This window comes from Kitasatospora sp. NPDC059812, assembly GCF_042732075.1.
Lineage (GTDB): Bacteria > Actinomycetota > Actinomycetes > Streptomycetales > Streptomycetaceae > Kitasatospora.
In genome coordinates this window covers 37,520-58,138 of the sequence record NZ_JBHWIO010000057.1, presented here as the reverse complement: position 1 = coordinate 58,138, position 20,619 = coordinate 37,520, and the positions used below count along the sequence as shown (strand labels likewise).

Genomic DNA, 20,619 nt, shown 5'->3' with positions numbered 1-20,619 from the left:
CGGGGCGCCGGCCTGGGCCGGGAGGACGTAGTGACGTGTGTCGGGGCGGGGGCCGGGAACCCGGCGCTGGTGCAGGCGATTCTGGTTGAGCCGCTTCGCGATCTCGTCGTCGTACTTCTTCGCGGTGGCCGCGTAGTCGCCACCCTGGAGGGCCGCGGTCAGGAACTCCTTGATCGGGTTCGGCTTGTCCTCGACGCTCGCCCAGTTCGGGGTGATCGGGGTGACCGCGCCGACCGCCGAGGCGGACTGGGCGGCCTTCGCGAAGTCGCCGGTGAGCTGGCTGTTCAGCGCGGCCTTGTTCGGGATGTTGCCGGCGGCGGCGACCGCGCCCTCGTTCTTGTCGTTGAGGGCGATCTTCAGGAAGTCCTTGGCCATGTCGGTGTTCTTGCTCTGCGCACCGATCGCCAGGTTCGAGCCGCCGAGGAAGACGCCGGAGGGCTTGTCAGCGGTCTTGCCCGGGAGCGGGAAGAAGCCGATCTTGTCCTTCGCCATGTCCTTCTCCGCCGGGAGCTCCCAGCCGAGGGCGATCATGGTGCCGACGTTGCCCTTGCCGAAGACGTCCTTCTGCTGCGGGGTGGCCTCGTCCTTGTCCTTCGGACCGGTGGCCGAGTAGCCCTGCAGCTTCTTGTAGGTCTCGAAGGCCTTCTGCGCCTCGGGCGAGGACAGGCCGCCGACCCACTTGTCGCCGTCCTTCTTGGCGATCTTGCCGCCCTCACCGGTGAGCAGACCGAAGTAGGTGTACCACTCCTGACCCGGCAGGTAGATCGGGTCGGCGACGCCCTCGGTGGCCTTCAGCTTGTCCAGGTCGGCGTAGAACTCGTCCAGGGTCTTCGGCGCGTCGGTCAGCTGGGCCTTGGCCCAGAGGTCCTTGTTGTAGGCGACGACGCGGTTGGAGACCCACCACGGGGCGGCGAACTGCTTGCCGTCCAGCTGGGCGGCCTCGTTCTGGTTGGCGTTCCAACCGTCGCCGCCCAGGGCGGACTTGTCCTTGGTGATGTCGAGCAGGCCGCCCGAGGCCGCGTAGCCGGAGGTCTGGGTGTTGCCGAGCTCGACGACGTCGACCGAGCCCTCGGACAGCGCGGCGGTCACCTTCTGACCGATGCCGTCCCACTCCTGGATCTGGAAGTCGACCTTGGAGCCCGGGTAGGTGGTCTCGAACTCGCTCTTGACCGCGTCGGTCCAGCCCTTCGGGGCGGAGCCGGTCATCAGCCACACCTTCAGCGTCTTGCCGCTGTAGTTCTTGGCGCCCGCCGCGGACGACGAGTTCGAACCGGCGTTGTCCTTGCTCTTGCCGTCCGAGCCACAGGCCGCCAGGCCGACGACCATTGCTGCGACGCCGACCGCCGCGATGAGCTGACGCTTCACGCCATCCTCCTGAGGGATGCCTGGGTTACCCCCGTCGGGCGGCAGCGGCAGACCCACGTAAAGCGGGGGGAAAGGTGCCGCGGACCCCTTCGAGCGGGTGGGGGGATTCATAGTGACCGGCCTAGTGGTGTAGACCAGATGCCTGGAGCTTGGCCTAGACCAATGGGCCTGTCAACGGCTGTTCGACCGATCCGGACCACCCGTTATCAAGCCGACACCGCACATCGTTCATCGCGTGATGAGGTATTCGTTCCGTAGCCATACATGCAACGATGTCACCCGTTAACTATGTGGCGGGGCCCGTAAAGGCCCCGCGAGAAGCGGGAGAACAGGTCCGATGAGCAGCGACGGGGGAACCACCGCCCAGGTCAACGACCCCGAGGTGAAAAACCTCCCGACGCAGGCCGGCGCCGACCCGACCGCGCGCGTCCCCAAGTACTACGGTCTCAAGCGCCACCTGCTCCAGCTGACCGAGACCCAGCCCGCCGGCACCCCGGTCCCGCCCGAGCGCGCGCTGGCCGCCCAGTTCGACACCTCCCGCACCACCGTGCGCCAGGCGCTGCAGGAACTGGTCGTCGAGGGCCGGCTGGAGCGCATCCAGGGCAAGGGCACCTTCGTCGCCAAGCCCAAGGTCGCCCAGGCCCTCCAGCTCACCTCCTACACCGAGGACATGCGGGCCCAGGGCCTGGAGCCCGCCTCGCGGCTGATCGAGATCGGCTACATCACCGCCGACGACCGGCTCGCCCCGCTGCTCGACATCAAGCCCGGCGGCCGGGTGCTGCGGATCGAGCGCCTGCGACTGGCCAACGGCGACCCGATGGCCATCGAGGTCGCCCACCTGTCCGCCAAGCGCTTCCCCGCGCTGCGGCGCAACCTCGCCAAGCACAACTCGCTGTACGCGGCGCTGCGCGAGGTGTACGGGGTCACCGTGGCCGAGGCCGAGGAGACCATCGAGACCACCCTCGCCAACCCGCGCGAGGCCGGCCTGCTCGGCTCCGACCTCGGGCTGCCGATGCTCCAGCTCTCCCGGCACTCCTTCGACGCCGACGGCGACCCGGTGGAGTGGGTCCGCTCGATCTACCGCGGCGACCGCTACAAGTTCATCACCCGGCTCAAGCGCCCGGAGTAGTCCGGGCGGAGCAGTCCGGGCGAGGCAGTTCGGGGCGGAGTAGCTCAGGGCAGAGCACTCCCCCCTCGCACCACGGGCACCGGCGCGCGCGACCCGCGCGCGCCGGTGCCCGTTCGCGTCACGGGAGGGGCAGTACCGGTCGAATACGACCGGTAGCCGTCCGGATGGCGGGAAGTTGCGCCGACCCCGGTGACATGGATCACTCCATGCCCTAGATTGCGCAGCCGTACTGACTGTCGATCACCGATGGTGCTGCTCGGCGGGTTCGCGGGGGCGTGCGGTGCCCCGCGGGCTGCGGCGCCGACGGGGAGAACCCTCCGGAGCGGAGCCGAAGATGCCGTCTGATCCCGATACCGTCGAACCTGTCATGCCCGAGCCACCCGGGGACCGGGTGCCCGCGGTGACCCCCGAACGGGTGCTGGCCGGGCTCGCCCTGCTCGTGCCGATCGTCGCGATGCTGTGGGTGTCCTCGTACGACAAGACCGACCCGGGCGTCGGCGGGGTGCCGTTCTTCTACTGGTACCAGCTGCTCTGGGTGCCGGTGTCCGCGGTGTTCACCGTGGCCGCGTACCTGCTGATCAACCGGGACGAGAAGGCCCGCAAGGCGGCGCGGAAGGCGGGTGGCGCGCGATGAGCCACGTCAACGTCACGGCCCTCACCGTCTTCGTGCTGTTCTTCGCCCTGGTCACCGTGATGGGATTCCTCGCCTCCCGCTGGCGCCGCGCGGACGACGCGGCGCACCTGGACGAGTGGGGCCTGGGCGGCCGCAGCTTCGGGACCTGGGTCACCTGGTTCCTGCTCGGCGGCGACCTCTACACCGCGTACACCTTCGTCGCCGTCCCGGCGGCGGTCTACGCGACCGGTGCGGCGGGCTTCTTCGCGGTGCCGTACACGATCGTCGCCTACCCGCTGGTCTTCCTCTTCCTGCCCCGGCTCTGGTCGGTCTCCCGGGTGCACGGGTACGTCACCCCGGCCGACTTCGTCCGCGGCCGGTACGGCTCGCGGCCGCTCTCCCTGGTCGTCGCGCTGACCGGGATCCTGGCCACCATGCCGTACATCGCGCTCCAACTCGTCGGCATCCAGGCGGTGCTGGACGTGCTGGGCGTCGGCGGCGGCGAGAACGCCAACTGGTTCGTCAAGGACCTGCCGCTGTTCCTCGCCTTCGGCGTGCTGGCCGCGTACACCTACTCCTCCGGGCTGCGCGCCCCGGCGCTGATCGCCTTCGTCAAGGACGCCCTGATCTACATCGTGATCATCGTCGCGGTGATCTACATCCCGATCCGGCTCGGCGGCTACGGGCACATCTTCGACGCGGCCGCGCACAAGTTCAGCGCCCCCAAGTCCCCCGGCTCGCTGACCCTCCCGGGCGACAAGCAGTGGACGTACGCGACGCTGGCGCTGGGCTCGGCGATGGCGCTGTTCATGTACCCGCACTCGGTGACCGGCGTGCTGGCCTCCAAGTCCCGCGGCACGGTGCGCCGCAACATGGCGATCATGCCCGCGTACTCGCTGATGCTGGGCCTGCTGGCGCTGCTCGGCTTCATGGCCATCGCGGCGGGCGTCGGCAAGGGCGACAAGAAGTTCAACGCCCAGCTGTCCGTGCCGCAGCTGTTCGCCGACATGTTCCCGGACTGGTTCACCGGCGTGGCCTTCGCGGCGATCGGGATCGGCGCGCTGGTGCCGGCCGCCATCATGTCGATCGCGGCGGCCAACCTGTTCACCCGCAACGTCTACAAGGAGTGGCTGAAGCCCGCCGCCACCCCGGCGGACGAGACCCGGATCGCCAAGCTGGTCTCGCTGCTGGTGAAGGTCGGCGCGCTGGTCTTCGTGCTCGGCATGGACAAGCAGGCCGCGATCAACCTCCAGCTGCTCGGCGGCCTGTGGATCCTGCAGACCTTCGTGGCGATCGTCGGCGGCCTGTTCACCCGCTGGTTCCACCACTGGGCGCTGTTCGCCGGCTGGGCGGCCGGCATGGCCTACGGCACCTGGAAGGCCTACGGCATCGCGAGCCCCGCCACCAAGCACTTCGGCGGCAACGCGGCCGCTATCCCCGGCATCGGCGAGATCGGCTACATCGGCCTGACCGCCTTCGCGCTCAACCTGATCGTCGCGGTGGCGCTCACCCTGGTGCTGCGCGCCGTCAAGGCGCCCGACGGCCCGGACGAGACCAGGCCCGCCGACTACAGCGCCGAGGCCGGCGACGAGGAGCCGAAGAACGCGCCGGAGCCCGTAGCGGCGCACTGATTCGCGCCGCACGCGCCCTGTGATCGCGCCGCCCTCTCCGTGAACACTGGAGAAGGCGGCGCGATCATATGTATGAACAGCCGCCTTCGCAGGGCACCACCAGACCGGACCGGCGACCGGCCGGCAACTGATCGACCCACGGGGAGCACGCGGCCATGGCAGAACTCGGCACCACCCTCAACGGCCAGCACCAGTCCACCCAGAGCCCGCACCACCTCACCACCCACCGCCCGGCGTCGGCCACCCGGCTGCCGTCCGTGCTGATCGCCACCCGGCACGGCGAGTCCACCGCCAACGTCGAGTTCCAGCTGGCCGAGGCCGCCGGCGCGCTCAGCGTCCCGATCAGCTGCCGGGACGCCGACATCCCGCTGTCGCTGCACGGCCAGCAGCAGGCCCAGGCGCTCGGCCGCTGGTGGGCCGCCCTGCCCAGCGCCGACCGCCCGCGCAGCGTCTGGTGCTCGCCGTACGTGCGCACCACCGAGACCGCCCGGATCGCGCTCGCCCAGGCCGCCGGGCTCGGCGCCGTCCCGGTCACCCTCGCCGTGCGCCACGACGAGCGGCTGCGCGACCGCGAGCTGGGCGTCCTGGAGATGCTGACCCGGGCCGCGATCGAGGCCAAACACCCGGAGGAGTCCGCCCGGCGGCGCAAGATGGGCGAGCTGTACTACCGGCCGCCCGGCGGCGAGTCCTGGGCCGACGTCGCGCTGCGGGTGCGCAGCCTGCTGCGGGACCTCTGCGAGGAGGAGGCCGGGCGGCCCGTCCTGCTGGTCGCGCACGACTGCACGGTGCTGATGCTGCGCTACGTGCTGGAGCGGCTCACCGAGGAACGGCTCACCGCGCTCGCGCCCGTGCGCAACTGTTCCACCAGCCTGTGGCGCGCCCAGGACGGGCGGCTGCACCCGGACCGCTGGAACAGCGTCGACCACCTCGCCCTGGAGAACTGACGAGCCGTCGCACCTCCTCGTCCGGTCACGCCTCGTCGTCCGGGCCGGCGAAGCAGCGCCGGTAGGCCAGCGGCGTGGTCCCCAGCCGGCGCCCGAAGTGGTGCCGCAGCGCGGCCGCGTTGCCGAAGCCGCAGCGGGCGGCGATCGCGTCCACCGGTTCGGCGGTGGACTCCAGCAGCCGCTGGGCGAGCAGCACCCGCTGCCCGGTCAGCCAGCGGTGCGGCGTGGTACCGGTCTCCTGCTGGAAGCGGCGGGCGAAGGTGCGCGGGGACATGTGGACCCTGGCGGCCAACTGCTCGACGGTGCAGTCCCGGTCCAGGTGGTGGCGCATCCAGTCGAGCAGCGGCGCCAGCGAGTCGCCGTCGCCGCCGGGCAGCGGGCGGCTCACGAACTGGGCCTGCCCGCCCTCCCGGTGCGGCGCCACCACCATCCGGCGGGCGATCCCCCGGGCCACCTCGGCGCCCTGCGCCTTGCGCACCAGGTGCAGGCAGGCGTCGATGCCGGCGGCCGTCCCGGCCGAGGTGATCACCGGGTCGTCGTCCACGTACAGCACGTCCGGCTCGACGGCGGTCCGCGGGAAGCGCCGGGCCAGGTCCTCGCTGTGCCGCCAGTGGGTGGTGGAGCGGCGGTCGTCCAGCAGCCCGGCGGCGCCGAGCACGAAGGCGCCGCTGCAGATCGACAGCACCCGGCCACCGTCCGCCACCACCGAGCGCAGCCCCGCCAGCAGCGGCTCCGGGTACTCCGGGCGGATCGTCGTCGCGGTGACCACCACCAGGTCGGCCCCGGCCAGCCGCTCGGGGCCGTGCGGGACGTCCACCGCGAACCCGGAGTGCGTCGTGTGCGGTCCGGGGCGGGCGCCGGCGATCGCGAAGTCGTACCCGGGCAGGCCGTCGGCCGTGCGGTCGAGGCCGAAGACCTCACAGGCGACACCGAGCTCGAAGGGGTGGATCTCCTCCAGCACCACCGCGACCACGTTCTTCAGCATGCCGCCCAGGATGCCCCGGCGGGCACCGGCGACGGAAGGGCCGGGGCAGGCCCGGGTGGCAGTTTTTCGATGAGATCAGTCATTCCTGCCACTCGTGGCCGCCGCCCCGCCCGACCAGAGTGGAGCCATGGACACCGGCACTCTCGCAAGCGCAATCGCCCTGGTCGGGGCCGTCGGAGGCTTCGGCCTGCTCGGCACCCTGATCGGCCGGGAGGTCGCCCGCGGCGCCGCCACCGGCCGCGACAACTGGCACCGCCCAGGCGGCTACCCGGCCGGCCCGGAACGCCTGGACCGGCTGTACGGCACCATGCCCGCCGCCTCGCTGCGCCCCTCCGCCGACCCGGCCACCCTCCCGGTCCGGGCCACCCCGGAGATCATCACCCCGGACGGCTCCGGCACACTGACGGGATGGACATCCTCATCCGCCAGGCCCTTCCGGAGGACCTCGACGACGCCGGCCGCATCACCGTCGAGGCCTTCGTCGGCGACGGCCACACCTCGCCCGAGAGCAGCTACGTCGAGCTCCTGCGCGACGCCGCCCGCCGGGCCCGGGAGGCCGAACTCCTGGTCGCGGTCGACCAGGCCGAAGGACGGGTCCTCGGCTGCGTGACCTACGCCGTCGGCGGCACCGAGTGGGCCGACATCGCCAGCCCCCGAGAAGGCGAGATCCGGATGCTCGCCACCGCCGCGGCCGCCCGCGGCCGGGGCGTCGGCGAGGCCCTGGTCCGCGCCACCATCGCCCGCAGCCGCGCACTCGGCCTGGACGGCATGGCGTTCTCCACCCGCCCGCAGATGACCGCCGCCCACCGCGTCTACGAGCGGACCGGCTTCCGCCGCACCCCCGAGCGCGACTGGTCCCCGTACCCGGGCATGGACCTGATGGTCTACAGCCTGGCGTTCTGAGCCCGGCCGGGGCGTCGTCGGCCCTCCTCCTCCCCGGTGACCGACAGACGATCAACGGACGTCTTTTGATATAAACCACAGATCACGTCTGATGCCACGTCGCGGCAGCCGACCGATCCCGGGGGGACGCACCACATGGACGACGGGCCCGGCCTCGGCACGCCCGCGAGCGGCCCCACGCTCCAGGACATGCGCACGTCCCGGGGCATCGAGCCCCCGGCCACCAGCCGCTACGCGATCCCCGCACCGACGCCCCGGCCGCGCGGGCCGCTGCCGCCCTCCGTCCGCTTCCCGGCGGTCGACGGGCTGCGCGGCCTCGCCATCGCCTCCGTCCTGCTCTACCACACCAACTGGTTCCAGAACGGCCTGTTCGGCGTGGACGTCTTCTTCGTCCTCTCCGGCTTCCTGGTGACCCTGGTGCTGATCCGCGAACTGGACCGCACCGACGGCATCCGGCTCGGCGTCTTCTACCGCCGCCGGGCCAAGCGGCTGCTGCCCGGGCTGCTCGCCACCGTCCTCCTCGTCGTCGCGCTGTCCGCACTGGTCAGCCCGCTGCGGGACGTCAAGGACCTCCGCCCGCAGGCGCTCGCCGCGCTCGGCCAGGTCGCCAACTGGGCCCAACTGGCCCGCGGCGACGCCTACTGGCAGCACTTCGCCTCCATCGACCCGCTCGCGGCCATGTGGTCGCTCAGCATCACCGAGCAGTTCTACGCGCTCTGGCCGCTGCTGCTGCTCGCGGTCTTCGGCCTCTGCCGCCGCTCGCTGCGCGCGACCGGCGTCGTCACCGCCGGGCTGTTCGTCGTCGCCGCGCTCGTCGCCCCGCTGATGTGGAACGGCGACAACAGCGACCGCCTCTACCTCGGCACCGAGACCCGCGCGGTCGGCTTCGCGGCCGGCGCCACCGCCGCCTTCGCGGTCTACCTGCGGCTGCGCCGCCAGGTCCGCGCGGCGGCCCCCGACGACGACGGTGTCACCCGCTCCCGGCGGCGCCTGCTCGACCGCTCCGCGGCGGCCGGCACCCTAGGTCCTGTCCTGGCGCCCGCCCTGCTCGGGACCGCGGCCCTCGGCGGCCTGGTCTGGGCCAGCCTGTCCGTCAGCGGCTACCACGAACCATTGCTCTACCAGGGCGGGCTGGCCGTGGTCGCGGCGCTGGCCGCCGTCCTGGCCGCCTCGCTCTGCCACGACCGGGGCCCGCTGGTCCGGCTGCTGTCGCTGCCCCCGCTGCGGCTCACCGGCACCATCTCCTACAGCCTCTACCTGCTCCACCTGCCGGTGTACTGGCTGCTCCAGCACTACGTCGACGACATCTCGCCGCAACTGCTGCTCGCCATCGGCGCACCGCTCTCCTGGGTGCTGGCCTGGCTGATGCACACCGGCACCGAGAAGCTGCGGGTGCTGCGCTGGCGGGCCTTCCCGGCCGTCCCGCTGCTGGCCGTCGCCACGGCGGTGGCCACCACCGGCGCCTGGTACCTGCCCGCCTGGGTCCAGTACGACATGCGGTCCGGGCCGAGCGGCAAGCCCGCGGTCCTCGTCCTCGGCGACTCCTTCGCCCAGGACCTCGCCACCGGCCTCTACCGGCACGGCGACCGCTACCGGGTGGTCGACGGCGGGATCAGCGGCTGCGGCGTGTTCGACCCGGACAAGGTGCGCACCACCTCCGGCGAGGAGTTCGACACCAGCCGGGAGTGCCGCGACCGGGCCGCCGCGTGGGACCGGCAGCTCGCCGGCTCCGCCCCGCAGGCCGTCGTGATCCACCTCGGCTGGGACGCCGCCGAGCAGTACCTCGACGGCAGCTGGCTCAGCCCCTGCGAGGAGGACTACAAGAGCCGCTACACCGCCCAGCTCACCCAGGCCGTGGACCAGGTCCGTCGCCGCGCGCCCGGCGCCCGGGTGCTGCTGATGAACGAACGGGTCGAGAACGGCGCCATCAACAAGGGCTGGGGCACCTGCTACGACCAGCAGGTCGCCGCCTACGTGAAGGCCACCGCCGGCGCCGTCCGGCTGGTCGACCTCAACACCTTCTTCTGCCCGTACGAGACCTGCGCGTGGAAGGACCGCGACGGCCACTGGGTCACCCCCGCCAACGACGGGGTGCACCTCACTCCGGCCGGCATGCGGTTCGTGACGCCGTGGCTGGAGCAGCAGATCGCGGACGGAATGACCGGGCCGCCGTCGGGGCCGCCCACGGCCGCCCCGACTCCGACCTCGACACCGACGCCCACATCCGCACTGACCCCTACGCCGGCGGCCACCAAGCCGACGGGCCAACCGAGTTCGGCCAAGCCCGGCCGGGCCACGCCCTAGCCGGAGCCTAGGACGGCGGCAGTTCGTAGGTCTGCGCGAAGCAGTCGCGGATCGCCTGCTCGGAGGCCGGGCGCCCGGCGTAGTCCATCCGCGGGGTGTCCTTGTTGGTCGGCAGGTTCGGGTCGATGCCGAAGTACAGCGACCAGAAGTACAGCCCGCGCAGCTTGCGCTCCTGCGCCACCTGGCAGACCGCGGTGAACCAGGTCGCCTGGACAGCCTCGTTCAGCTCGGTCTTCTTGTAGTACTCGCCGGGTGTCTTGTAGGCGCCCTTCTGCGCCGGGATGCCCACCTCGGTGAGCTTGGTGGTCGGCTGCGGCCCGCTGCCGCGCTTGTCGAGCCAGGCGTTCCAGCTGGCCTTCAGGTCGGCGACCGGGGCATCGTCACCGGACGACTTGGCCGGCGGGTAGGCGTCCACGCCCGTGCCGTCCGCCGGGACCGCTATCGGGCCCTTGGACCAGTTGTCGAAGTTCGCGTCGTACACCAGCTCGCCGTGGAAGGTCTTCCGCGCCTGGTCGATGAGACCGGGCCACCGCGGGTCGCCCTCCAGCGAGTTGAACTCGGTGCCGATGGTGACCTCGGCCGCGGAGTGCTCCTGGGCGGTCTTCAGGTAGGGCGTCAGGAAGGCCGCGTAGCTGGCGAACCAGGCGTCCCGGTCGGTCGGCGCGATGTTGCCGCGCCACTTGAGGGTGTTGAGGTAGTCGAAGACGTCCTCGTCCATGATCGGACGGATGGTGGTGCGCAGGCCCGCCCGGTGGGCGGCGTCCAGCAGCAGGGCCAGCCGCTCCGGGGTGGGGGTGGTCGGCCGGGCGGCGACGGCGTTCGACCTGGTGCCCGTCGTGTAGTACGGGAAGGTCACCGACAGGGAGTTGGCGTTCAGCCCGACCACGTACTTGACGATGCGGTCGGCCTTGCCCTGGACGAAGTTGTCCGGGTCCGCCGGATCGTCCAGCCAGTACACCTGCACGCCCCACTCGGGGCTGCCCTCGGCCCACGGGCGGGCCACCTTGGGGCCGGTGTCCTCGGCCGGCGGCGCGTCCTTGCCGAAGCCCCAGACCCGGCCCTGCTCGGTCTCGGAGCCGGCCCAGTGCACGGCGGTCGGGCGCTGGTGGACGAACTTGAGCGGGTGGTCCCCCCAGACCACCGGGACGCCGACGGTGATGGCGACCACCACGGTCGGCAGGATGAAGATGACGGGGCGCTTCACAGCGGTGACCTCCGATCAGGCCGGCTTGGCGATGACGACGAACTTGTTCTCCTCGCCCTTGAGGAACTTGATCAGCCCGCGCAGGCCGCCCCAGCCCTCCAGGAACGAGAACAGCGGGATGGCCGCCACCACGACGATCGGCTCCCACCACTTGCGCCGGTGGTTCGCCGAGGCGACGACGTTCAGGCGCAGGCCCTCCCAGTACGTCCAGATGACGTAGGCGAAGTTGATCGACCAGACCAGCACCACGGACTGGGTGACCGGGGAGGTGTTCCAGGTGCCGGTGAACCAGGCGACCAGCAGCACCAGGCCGACGTGCTGGAGCGGGCCGAGCACCCAGCTGACCATGCCCATCCCGATGAACAGCCGGTACCGCAACGGGATCGTCCTGTTGAAGCAGAGCGCGACCAGGCCCCAAGCCCAGCGCTCGCGCTGCTTGAGGAAGTCCTTGACCCCGGCCGGCGAGGCGCCGTAGCAGCGCCCGTTGAACCAGTCGCTGCGGCCCGGGTAGCGCTGGCAGAAGTTCAGCGCCATCTGGGCGTCCTCGACGATGGTCTTCGGGCCGAAGTCCCAGCCGATGGTGGCCTCCACCGAGGAGCGCATCAGGAGCAGTTCGCCGTGCACGCCGGCGATCGGGGTGCCGGTGCCGGTCATCGCGCGGAAGCGGGCGATGTCGTCGGCCGGGCGGATCGCGTCGGCGAGCCAGGTGAAGGTGGAGACGGCGTTCTCCCGCGGGTACGTCAGGATGCCCTGCGCCATGTGCTTGGCGTCGTCCCCGGCCCGGCGCTGCCGGTTGACGAACTGCGCGACGGCGGCGGCGGTGTCCGGGCCGACGCCGGTGTCGTCGTCCATGTGCAGCACCCAGACGTCGTCCTCGGCCTCGCCCTCCTCGATCCGCAGCTCGTGCGAGTAGTGGTTGGCACGGGCCTTGAACTTGGTGCCGTTGGCCGTCTCGTAGGCCTTCGGCACGGTCACCACCCGGATCAGCGGATTGCGGGCGGCCAGCCCGTCGATCTTCTCGGCGGCCGCGCAGCCCTCCTCGGTGAGGACGTCCACCCGCATCCACGGGAAGTAGGCCGGCAGGTGCTCGACGTACGAGAGCACCGAGCGCTCCAGCGCCGGATAGGTGTCGTGACGGCCGATGGTCGGCACCAGCACGATCAGGAAGTCGTCCTCGACCGGCACGGCCGGCGTCATCCGGCTCACCTGGCGCAGCCGGCGGCGGACCATCAGCACACCCTGGAAGCCGATCAGGACGCCGAACACCGGCATCCCCCACAGGATGGTGATCGTCCAGCCGAGCGGGGTGGGGTTGGGCACGTAGGCCCAGACCGAGAAGGCGAAGATGACCGTGAAGGAGAAGTAGAACGGGAGGACCCGGGGCTTCCACGACATCTGTCGCTCGGCGAGCCGGGCGGCCTCGCGGGACGTGGTGAGCACCGTCCGTGCGGGGGCTGTCGATGGCATGGCGAAAGTCGCTCCTCGTCTGCTGTCGGGCCGATCCCCTGCGGGAGCCGGGTCGTTCGTGGGCGGTCCGGGGTTGCGGCGGTCCAGGCCCGCGGAGGTTCGGGGCTGCGGAGGTTCGGGGCTGCGGCGGAGGTTCAGGCCTGCGGCGGGCGGTCCGTCGGCGGGCGGTCCGTCGGCGGGCGGTCGGCGGGGGGCGCGACCGGGCCGGGGGCGACCGGACCGGGCGTCACCGGCGGCGCGGCGGGCCACGGCTGCTGGGCGAGCGTCGACGGGTGCGGGGCCGGCTGGGTGGGCTGCTGCGCGTACGGCACCGGCTGGGCCGGCGCCGGCTGCGGCCAGGCGGCGGGCTGCGACTGCGGCGCCGGGGGCTGCTGCGGCCACGCGGGCTGCGGCTGCTGCTGGAACGGCGGCTGCGGTGGCCAGGCGGCCTGCGGCTGCGGCTGCGGCTGCGGCGGCTGTTGCTGCGGCCAGGCGGGCTGGTGCTGGAACGGCTGCTGCTGGAACGGCTGCGGGCCCGGGGCCGGCTCGGCCGGGATCGTCTGCAGCAGCGACCAGTGCAGCTGTCCGCCTGACGCCGCGGCGGCTTCCGGCGCCCCCCGCTCCCGCCACTTCAGCCGGGCCAGCAGCAGGATCAGCGCCGCGGTGACGACCACGCCGAGCGCGAAGGTCGCGAGCTTGAGGCCGCCCTCGGTGGTGCTGGTGAACCACTCCCGCTGCGGCTTGTCCAGGAGTGCGCCGGTCAGGCTGCGCACCCGGTTGTACCCCTCGACCAGTGCGACGCCGGCCGCCACCCCGAGCGCCCAGGTGCGCCCGCGCAGCAGCAGGATTCCCGAAACCAGGTAGATCAGGCCGTAGTTGAGGCTGCCGGTCTCGGCGTCCACCGAGGTGCCGCCGTAGTAGAAGATGCCTTTGACGTAGGTCGCGAACCCGACCTGGCCGAAGCAGTTGTACGCCGCCCAGCCGAGCAGCACCACGCCCCAGCCGACGGCGATGCCGCCGGCCGCGCGCATCGCACGCGCCTGTCCCATCCCGCACCCCCGCCCCGCCGGGCCCGTCCCGGCGTCAGCCCCTCGGCTTCGCCGCCACAGGATGCCACACGGCACAACGGACACGGTATTCCGGCCGTTCAACGGAATTCAGTGGTGTAGCACACCTCGCGGCGACCGGCTCGGCGGACGCACGGGGCGGCTCGACGAACGCGCGGGGCGGCTCAACGGACGTGCAGGCCGCCCCAGTCGACGTTCGCGCCGAACGGGCCGGCGCCGCCGGTGAGCGCCAGCGGGCTGTGGTAGGTGGCGTTGACGTCCGCGCCGGAGTTGCGCGGCTGGTCCGGCGTCAGGTTGTCCGAGGTGAGCGACTGCCCCCAGACCGTCCAGATCGTCCAGGGCGTGCGCCGCAGCGTGTCCGGCTGGCGGGAGTTGACCGGGACGGCGAAGGACTCGGCCAGGATCCGCGGCTTGCCGTAGGCCGCGAGCCCGTCGTAGTACCGCTTGGTCCACACCTCGCCGGTGCCGATCGGGTGCGCGGGGCTGCCGCTGTAGTCGTCCACCCCGACCACGTCGACGTACTGGGAGCCCGGGTAGTAGTCCCACGGGTCCGCGCCGGGGGCTCCGTCCCAGGACACCGGCGTCCAGACGAACAGCAGGTTGTGCAGGCCCCTGGTCTCCACCAGGTAGCGGTAGGTGATCCGCCACAGCGCCTGGTAGTCGGCCGGCTTCTGGCCCGACCACCAGAACCTGCGGGCGCAGTCCTGCACGTTCATCTCGTGGTACGGGCGCAGCAGCACCGGCACGTCGTGGGCGGCCAGGTACTCCAGGTGGTCGGCCAGGTAGGACAGGTCGGTCATCAGCGCGCGGTACTCGGGGGTGTCGTGCGCGCTGTCGACGACGCGGCCGAACCAGCCCTTGTCCTTCGCGGCCGGGGAGTTCGAACAGAGCACCTGCTCGAAGGACTTGACGTCCGAACCGGGGTAGGGCTGGTGGAAGGACATGCCGACGATCCCGGCCGGCCCCCCGCCGTTGTCGGGCAGTTCGGTGGTGGTGCCGTCGCAGTTGTGCTGGACACCGGCCGTGCCGTAGCTGCCGTCGTCGGCGCGCGGGTGGCCGGACCAGACGGCGGAGAGCAGGTCGACGGCGTCGTCGGTGTACTGCCAGCCGGCCCGGCAGGTGGGCCACCGGCCGGCCGAGTAGGAGCGCGGGTCGCCGACACCCCAACCGGTCTGGCCGTAGCCGGGGCCGAGGTCGGTCTCGACGAAGCCGGGCAGCTTGCCGGTGAGGTCGGCGGCCTTCTTGTAGTAGTAGCCGACCTGCTTGGTGCCGCGGTAGTCGCCGTACTCGGGGTTGTTGCGCTCGTTGTGCGCCTCGACGTGCTGGCCGATCACCGTCCCGCCGCTCTGCCCGGTGCGGGCCTGCCCCTCCAGGTCGGCGAGCAGCTGCTGGACGGCCCGGGCGTTCGGCGAGGCCTGCGGGTCCCGGGCGAGCAGGTCCCGGCCGACCTCCGGCGGCAGGGTACGGCCGGAGAAACCGACCGCCACCGGGACGCGGGCGGGCTGTTCGCCGTCGGCCCGGCCGTCGCGCTGCAACAGCGCCACGGCGCCCGCGGCCACCACGACCCCGGCCGCGGCCAGGACGGCGGGCTTGCCGCGCAGGGCTCTGGGCAGGGCCACGGACCGCTCCTCCGGTTGCTCGCCGGCACCGGCCCAGGCGGACACAACCGGAACACTCGTGCGAATGACTGCCCCGAGAGCCTGCCACACTCCCCCGGCCCCGGCGAGCGAACCCGCCGGGGCCGGGGTGTCACGGCGGATCAGCCGGCCGCGGCGGCTCCCGGCGCACCCGGCGCGGCCGCGGACGCGGCCTTGGCGCGCTGGAGCAGCTGGCCCTTCACGTGCTCGCCGAAGCCGGCGGCCGCCGCGGTGGCGGCGGCGTCAGCGGTGTCGCCGCCCTTCGCCGAGCCCTCGACCGTGAAGTAGGCGTACCGGCCCAGGGTGTTGTGCGTGTTGGTGCAGCCCGGCGTGGCGCAGAAGGCCGGCGCGCCCGGCGCGACGGCGCCCTTGAGGTGGCCGGTGTAACTCTTCATCGAGGTCTCGGCCTGGATCTTGTGGTCGAAGACCGCGACGCCGACGGTCACCGCGCTGTCGCCGGAGACGTAGGTCGCCCGGAGCACCTTCTGGCAGCCCTGGTCACCGAGGACCTTGCCGAGCCCGCCGGTCGTCGAGTTCCCGTCCCAGCAGGGCGAGTCCAGCGAGACGAAGGTCCGGTTCCAGGTGGCGCCGTTGACCGTCACCTGGAGTGCGGAGAACAGCGCCCCCGCGTCCTGTGGTGCCGGGTCGGTGGCGGCCTCCCAGATCGGCTTCGACGGGTCGTCCGGCGCGCCGCCCGGGGTGCCGGCGGCACTTGGCGCGGCACTCTGGGCGGCACTCGGTGCGGCACTCGGCGCGGCGGAGGACGGCCGGTTGGAGGCCGAGGCGGTCGGCCCGGCGGTCGGCTTGTCGCCGTCGCCCTTCGTCAGCAGCACCGTCCCGCCCGCGACCAGGCCGCCGACCAGGACGACCGCGACCGCCACGCCGAGGGCCCGCAACCGGCGGCGGCGCTTGTCGTCCGCCGCGTTGCGGTCCGCCAGCGCCTGCCAGTTCGGCTCGGCGCGCTGCGGCGCCTGGGGCTGCGGGTGCGCCTGCGGGTGTCCTTGGGGATGCGCCTGGGGATGCGGCTGGGGGTTCGGCTGCCACTGCGGCGGCAGCTGCTGCCCTGGTTGGCCCGGCGGCGGCAGTGGAGGCTGCCCCGGCGGGCCGGGCTGCGCCACCGGCTGCGCGGGCGGCACCGGAGGCCCGTACGAGGCCGGCGGCGGCCCGAAGCCCCCGCTCGGCGGCAACACCGGACCGGGCACCACCGGCGGCTGCTGACCGTGCGCGTCCCCCGGCCCGGTGGGAGGCGTTCCCTGCGGACCCTGCCCGGGTGCGCCAGTTCCGTCGCTCACGCGCCCCCTCGCTTCGCTCGATGATCGCTTCGCGAAACGCGCCCCTCGGCGCTTCGCTCGCTCATGCGCCCAGATCGTAGGGCATGCCCCCGCCAGCCGGTCCGCCCGGTGACCGTTCCGTATCGAAACCAGGACGCCGGAGCCCGGAACCAGGGCCCCGGGAGCCCGGATCCGAGGCGCCCCAAGGCCACGACCCGCCCCCTCCCAGCACCCCCGGTTATCGCGCCGACACACCGCGCCGTACTACATGTGGGGTCGCATCAGAGAGACACCACAAGATGTATGCTCAATCCTGCTGTCGATGCAGGGGAACCCGGTGCGAATCCGGGACTGCCCCGCAGCGGTGAGCGGGCGGCTCCAGCAGCCGCACCGCGAGTCCGAGTACCTGCCGACGGTGTGCGCACGGGCCCTCCCGCAGAGGCCGCGCCAGCACGAGAACTACCTTCCGGGCCTCGCGGGCGGGCCGGGGACGCCACTGTCGCGCGACGCTTTCTGCGTACGTGCCGTGCTCCCCTGCCCCGAACGGCCCGGTACCCCCCGATCACCGCCGCCGATCGCCGCCAGGAGAGAGCGCCTTGACCACCGCTGCCTCAGCCACCCTGCCCGCCCAGGGCACCGGCCCCGCCCCCACCGACCCGACGGTCTCCGACCCCGGCGGCGCGCTCCTTCGGCTGCTCACCGACCGCAGCGTCGATCTCCCCCAGGTGGACCCCGGCCATGTCGCCGCCGCCGCGCTGCGCGGCCGCCACGCCGGCTCGGACTTCGCCGAGCTGCGCGGGCTGGCCGTGGACGCCGCCGCGTCGATGATCGCCGAGGACCCCCAGTACTCGAAGCTGGCCGCCCGGCTGCTCGCCCTGGAGATCGTCGACGAGGCGAACAGCCAGGGCTCGCGCTCCTTCGCCGCCTCGATCGCCGTCGGCCACGACGAGGGCCTGATCGGTGACACCACCGCCGCCTTCGTCGCCAAGCACGCCGCCGCCCTGGACGCCTTGATCGACGCGCACGGCGACGACCGCTTCGAGTACTTCGGCCTGCGCACCGTGCAGTCCCGCTACCTGCTGCGCCACCCGATCACCCGCAAGGTCATCGAGACCCCGCAGCACTTCCTGCTCCGCGTCGCCTGCGGCCTGGCGGTCGGCGACAGCGAGCAGTCCGTGCGCGAGGTCGCCGAGCTGTACGGCCTGATGAGCCGGCTGGAGTACCTGACCTCCTCGCCGACCCTGTTCAACTCCGGCACCCGGCACCCGCAGATGTCGAGCTGCTACCTGCTCGACTCCCCGCTGGACAACCTGGACTCGATCTACAACCGCTACGCGCAGATCGCCCGGCTGTCCAAGCACGCCGGCGGCATCGGCCTGTCCTACTCGCGCATCCGCTCGCGCGGCAGCCTGATCCGCGGCACCAACGGCAAGTCCAACGGCATCGTCCCGTTCCTGCGCACCCTCGACTCCTCGGTCGCCGCCGTCAACCAGGGCGGCCGCCGCAAGGGCGCGGCCTGCGTCTACCTGGAGACCTGGCACGCCGACATCGAGGAGTTCCTGGAGCTCCGCGACAACACCGGCGAGGAGGCGCGGCGCACCCACAACCTCAACCTGGCGCACTGGATCCCGGACGAGTTCATGCGCCGGGTCAACGCCAACGAGGACTGGTCGCTGTTCTCCCCCGCCGACGTGCCCGAGCTCGTCGACCTGTGGGGCTCCGACTTCGACGAGGCCTACCGCAAGGCCGAGCTGGCCGGCAAGGCCGTGCGCACCATCCCCGCGCAGACCCTGTACGCCCGGATGATGCGCACCCTGGCGCAGACCGGCAACGGCTGGATGACCTTCAAGGACGCCTCCAACCGCGCCGCCAACCAGACCGCGCTGCCCGGCCGCACGGTGCACTCCTCGAACCTGTGCACCGAGATCCTGGAGGTCACGGACGACTCCGAGACCGCCGTCTGCAACCTCGGCTCGGTCAACCTCGGCGCCCACGTCGCCCCCGGGGCCTCCGTCGACGACCTGCTCGGCGCCATGGACTGGGAGCGCCTCGACGCCACCGTCCGCACCGCCGTGACGTTCCTCGACCGCGTGGTGGACATCAACTTCTACCCGACCACCGAGGCCGGCACCTCCAACTCCCGCTGGCGCCCGGTCGGCCTCGGCGTGATGGGCCTCCAGGACGTCTTCTTCAAGCTGCGGATCGACTTCGACTCCGCCGAGGCCGCGCGGCTCTCCACCCTCATCGCCGAGCGCATCATGCTCACCGCGTACGAGCGCTCCGCCGACCTGGCCGAGCAGCTGGGCCGCCACGAGGCCTACGGCGAGACCCGCGCCGCCCGCGGCGAACTGCACATCGACCACTTCCCGACGGCCGCCCCGCAGTGGGCCGACCGCTGGACCGCGCTGCGCGCCCGCATCGCCGAGACCGGCCTGCGCAACTCGCTGCTGCTGGCCATCGCGCCGACCGCGACCATCGCGTCCATCGCCGGCGTCTACGAGTGCATCGAGCCGCAGGTCTCCAACCTGTTCAAGCGCGAGACGCTGTCCGGCGAGTTCCTCCAGGTCAACCCGTACCTGGTGCGCGAGCTCAAGGAGCTCGGCGTCTGGGACCAGCAGACCCGCGACGCCCTGCGCGAGGCCAACGGCTCCGTCCAGGAACTGGGCTGGCTGCCCGCCGAGGTCCGCTCGCTCTACCGCACCGCCTGGGAGCTGCCCCAGCGCGCGCTGATCGACCTGGCCGCGGCCCGCATGCCGTACCTCGACCAGAGCCAGTCGCTGAACCTGTTCATGGCGGCGCCGACCATCGGCAAGCTCAGCTCGATGTACGCCTACGCGTGGAAGGTCGGTCTCAAGACCACCTACTACCTGCGCTCGCGCCCGGCGACCCGGATCGCCCAGGCCGCCTCCGGTGCCGCCCGCGCCGCCGCGCCCGCGTCCGCGTCCGCGCCCGTGCCGGTGAACACCCCGACCCTCACCCCGGAGGAGGAGGCCGCGCTGGCCTGCTCCCTGGAGAACCCCGAGTCCTGCGAGGCCTGCCAGTGAGCACCCCCGACCGCGAGAAGATGCTGCTCGACCCCGGCTTCGAGCTGACCCTGCGCCCGATGCGCTACCCGTCGTTCTACGACCGGTACCGGGACGCGATCAAGAACACCTGGACCGTCGAGGAGGTGGACCTGCACTCCGACGTCGCCGACCTGGCCAAGCTCAGCGAGGGCGAGCGCCACCTCATCGGCCGCCTGGTCGCCTTCTTCGCCACCGGGGACTCGATCGTCTCCAACAACGTGGTGCTGAGCCTCTACAAGCACATCAACTCCCCGGAGGCGCGGCTGTACCTGTCGCGCCAGCTGTTCGAGGAGGCCGTGCACGTCCAGTTCTACCTGACGCTGCTCGACACCTACCTGCCCGACCCCGAGGACCGCAACGCGGCCTTCGCCGCGGTGGAGAACATCCCCTCCATCCGCCAGAAGGCGCAGTTCTGCTTCAAGTACATGAACGCCGTCGACCACATCGACTCGCTGCAGACCAAGGAGGACCGCCGCGCGTTCCTCCTGAACCTGATCTGCTTCGCGGCGTGCGTCGAGGGCCTCTTCTTCTACGGCGCGTTCGCGTACGTGTACTGGTTCCGCTCGCGCGGCCTGCTGCACGGCCTGGCCACCGGCACCAACTGGGTGTTCCGCGACGAGTCCATGCACATGGACTTCGCGATGTCGGTCGTCGACACGGTCCGCGAGGAGGAGCCCGACCTCTTCGACGACGAGATGGCCAAGCAGGTCACGGAGATGCTGGAAGAGGCCGTCGAGGCCGAACTCCAGTTCGCCCAGGACCTGTGCGGCGACGGCCTCGCCGGCATGAACACCGACTCCATGCGCCAGTACCTGGAGGCTGTGGCCGACCAGCGCCTCGCCCGCCTCGGCCTGCCGATCCGCTACGGGTCGACGAACCCGTTCGGCTTCATGGAGCTCCAGAACGTCCAGGAGCTGACCAACTTCTTCGAGCGCCGCGTCTCCGCGTACCAGGTCGCGGGGGAGAGGGCCGCAGCGTGGCGCGAGCGCTATAATAAAGATCCAACACACCACAGTGTGGGGGGGGGCGCGCGCGAGCCGCGCGCGGGCGGGCGC

14 protein-coding genes, 1 pseudogene and 1 riboswitch are annotated in these 20,619 nt (G+C 72.0%); of the genes and pseudogenes, 8 read left to right on the top strand and 7 right to left on the bottom strand.

The window, feature by feature from the left end:
• Nucleotides 1-1,365, bottom strand: a 1,365-nt coding sequence (locus tag ACFV6D_RS25680; RefSeq protein WP_380561236.1) for an extracellular solute-binding protein, incomplete at its 3' end; no start/stop codon positions are given.
• Nucleotides 1,366-1,702: 337 nt separating this feature from the next.
• Between ACFV6D_RS25680 and ACFV6D_RS25675 the strand changes: the two genes are divergently transcribed.
• From ACFV6D_RS25675 to ACFV6D_RS25660, 4 genes are all read left to right on the top strand, one after another.
• Nucleotides 1,703-2,494, top strand: a complete 792-nt coding sequence (locus tag ACFV6D_RS25675) for a GntR family transcriptional regulator (RefSeq protein ID WP_244293370.1) — start codon at nucleotides 1,703-1,705, stop codon at nucleotides 2,492-2,494.
• 367 nt (nucleotides 2,495-2,861) lie between these two features.
• The gene (locus tag ACFV6D_RS25670) at nucleotides 2,862-3,128 is read left to right on the top strand and encodes a DUF3311 domain-containing protein (RefSeq protein WP_350879663.1); all 267 of its coding nucleotides are present in this window, start codon (nucleotides 2,862-2,864) and stop codon (nucleotides 3,126-3,128) included.
• Complete coding sequence (mctP, locus tag ACFV6D_RS25665) at nucleotides 3,125-4,738, top strand: monocarboxylate uptake permease MctP (protein ID WP_063347866.1); 1,614 nt, start codon at nucleotides 3,125-3,127, stop codon at nucleotides 4,736-4,738. Before ACFV6D_RS25670 ends, mctP begins: the two co-directional genes overlap by 4 nt.
• 155 nt (nucleotides 4,739-4,893) lie before the next feature.
• Nucleotides 4,894-5,682 (top strand): histidine phosphatase family protein, encoded by a 789-nt coding sequence (locus tag ACFV6D_RS25660; RefSeq protein WP_380342784.1) that lies wholly within the window; start codon nucleotides 4,894-4,896, stop codon nucleotides 5,680-5,682.
• 25 nt (nucleotides 5,683-5,707) lie between these two features.
• Here the strand turns inward: ACFV6D_RS25660 and ACFV6D_RS25655 are convergent, their stop codons facing one another.
• Complete coding sequence (locus ACFV6D_RS25655; RefSeq protein ID WP_380379452.1) at nucleotides 5,708-6,667, bottom strand: helix-turn-helix domain-containing protein; 960 nt, start codon at nucleotides 6,665-6,667, stop codon at nucleotides 5,708-5,710.
• Nucleotides 6,668-7,075: 408 nt separating this feature from the next.
• Here ACFV6D_RS25655 and ACFV6D_RS25650 point away from each other — a divergent pair, with 408 nt between their 5' ends.
• Both ACFV6D_RS25650 and ACFV6D_RS25645 read left to right on the top strand, forming a co-directional pair.
• On the top strand, nucleotides 7,076-7,570 hold the full coding sequence (locus ACFV6D_RS25650; protein WP_063347868.1) for a GNAT family N-acetyltransferase: 495 nt from the start codon (nucleotides 7,076-7,078) through the stop codon (nucleotides 7,568-7,570).
• A gap of 135 nt (nucleotides 7,571-7,705) precedes the next feature.
• A complete protein-coding gene (locus ACFV6D_RS25645; RefSeq protein WP_380561235.1) occupies nucleotides 7,706-9,874 on the top strand; it encodes an acyltransferase family protein in 2,169 nt (722 codons plus the stop codon).
• Between the two features lie 7 nt (nucleotides 9,875-9,881).
• Here ACFV6D_RS25645 and ACFV6D_RS25640 read toward each other — a convergent pair whose 3' ends face one another.
• The 5 genes from ACFV6D_RS25640 to ACFV6D_RS25620 form a co-directional block, all read right to left on the bottom strand.
• Complete coding sequence (locus tag ACFV6D_RS25640; protein ID WP_380561234.1) at nucleotides 9,882-11,078, bottom strand: glycoside hydrolase family 113; 1,197 nt, start codon at nucleotides 11,076-11,078, stop codon at nucleotides 9,882-9,884.
• Nucleotides 11,079-11,093: 15 nt separating this feature from the next.
• Nucleotides 11,094-12,545: a glycosyltransferase family 2 protein gene (locus ACFV6D_RS25635; protein WP_063347871.1), complete on the bottom strand. Its 1,452-nt coding sequence runs from the start codon at nucleotides 12,543-12,545 to the stop codon at nucleotides 11,094-11,096.
• 134 nt (nucleotides 12,546-12,679) lie between these two features.
• The gene (locus tag ACFV6D_RS25630) at nucleotides 12,680-13,573 is read right to left on the bottom strand and encodes a hypothetical protein (protein WP_380561233.1); all 894 of its coding nucleotides are present in this window, start codon (nucleotides 13,571-13,573) and stop codon (nucleotides 12,680-12,682) included.
• 182 nt (nucleotides 13,574-13,755) lie between these two features.
• Nucleotides 13,756-15,210, bottom strand: a complete 1,455-nt coding sequence (locus tag ACFV6D_RS25625) for a glycoside hydrolase family 26 protein (RefSeq protein ID WP_159398436.1) — start codon at nucleotides 15,208-15,210, stop codon at nucleotides 13,756-13,758.
• A gap of 140 nt (nucleotides 15,211-15,350) precedes the next feature.
• The gene (locus ACFV6D_RS25620; RefSeq protein ID WP_380561232.1) at nucleotides 15,351-16,520 is read right to left on the bottom strand and encodes a hypothetical protein; all 1,170 of its coding nucleotides are present in this window, start codon (nucleotides 16,518-16,520) and stop codon (nucleotides 15,351-15,353) included.
• A 265-nt stretch (nucleotides 16,521-16,785) separates the two neighbouring features.
• A riboswitch (cobalamin riboswitch) is annotated at nucleotides 16,786-16,928 on the top strand.
• 191 nt (nucleotides 16,929-17,119) lie between these two features.
• On the opposite strand from ACFV6D_RS25620, the gene ACFV6D_RS25615 reads away from it, so the two are divergent.
• Together ACFV6D_RS25615 and ACFV6D_RS25610 are read left to right on the top strand one after the other, a co-directional pair.
• Entirely contained in the window at nucleotides 17,120-19,543 is a 2,424-nt protein-coding gene (locus ACFV6D_RS25615) for a ribonucleoside-diphosphate reductase subunit alpha (protein ID WP_380561239.1), read from the top strand.
• A gap of 20 nt (nucleotides 19,544-19,563) precedes the next feature.
• Nucleotides 19,564-20,556, top strand: a pseudogene (locus ACFV6D_RS25610) (ribonucleotide-diphosphate reductase subunit beta); the annotation flags it as partial.
• Nucleotides 20,557-20,619 lie beyond the last annotated feature (63 nt).

Coding starts and splice junctions, on each gene's coding strand:
- ACFV6D_RS25670 (WP_350879663.1), top strand. CDS start 2,862: ATGCCCGAGCCACCCGGGGACCGGGTGCCCGCGGTGACCCCCGAACGG.
- mctP (WP_063347866.1), top strand. CDS start 3,125: ATGAGCCACGTCAACGTCACGGCCCTCACCGTCTTCGTGCTGTTCTTC.
- ACFV6D_RS25660 (WP_380342784.1), top strand. CDS start 4,894: ATGGCAGAACTCGGCACCACCCTCAACGGCCAGCACCAGTCCACCCAG.
- ACFV6D_RS25630 (WP_380561233.1), bottom strand. CDS start 13,573: ATGGGACAGGCGCGTGCGATGCGCGCGGCCGGCGGCATCGCCGTCGGC.
- ACFV6D_RS25635 (WP_063347871.1), bottom strand. CDS start 12,545: ATGCCATCGACAGCCCCCGCACGGACGGTGCTCACCACGTCCCGCGAG.
- ACFV6D_RS25650 (WP_063347868.1), top strand. CDS start 7,076: ATGGACATCCTCATCCGCCAGGCCCTTCCGGAGGACCTCGACGACGCC.
- ACFV6D_RS25645 (WP_380561235.1), top strand. CDS start 7,706: ATGGACGACGGGCCCGGCCTCGGCACGCCCGCGAGCGGCCCCACGCTC.
- ACFV6D_RS25675 (WP_244293370.1), top strand. CDS start 1,703: ATGAGCAGCGACGGGGGAACCACCGCCCAGGTCAACGACCCCGAGGTG.
- ACFV6D_RS25655 (WP_380379452.1), bottom strand. CDS start 6,667: ATGCTGAAGAACGTGGTCGCGGTGGTGCTGGAGGAGATCCACCCCTTC.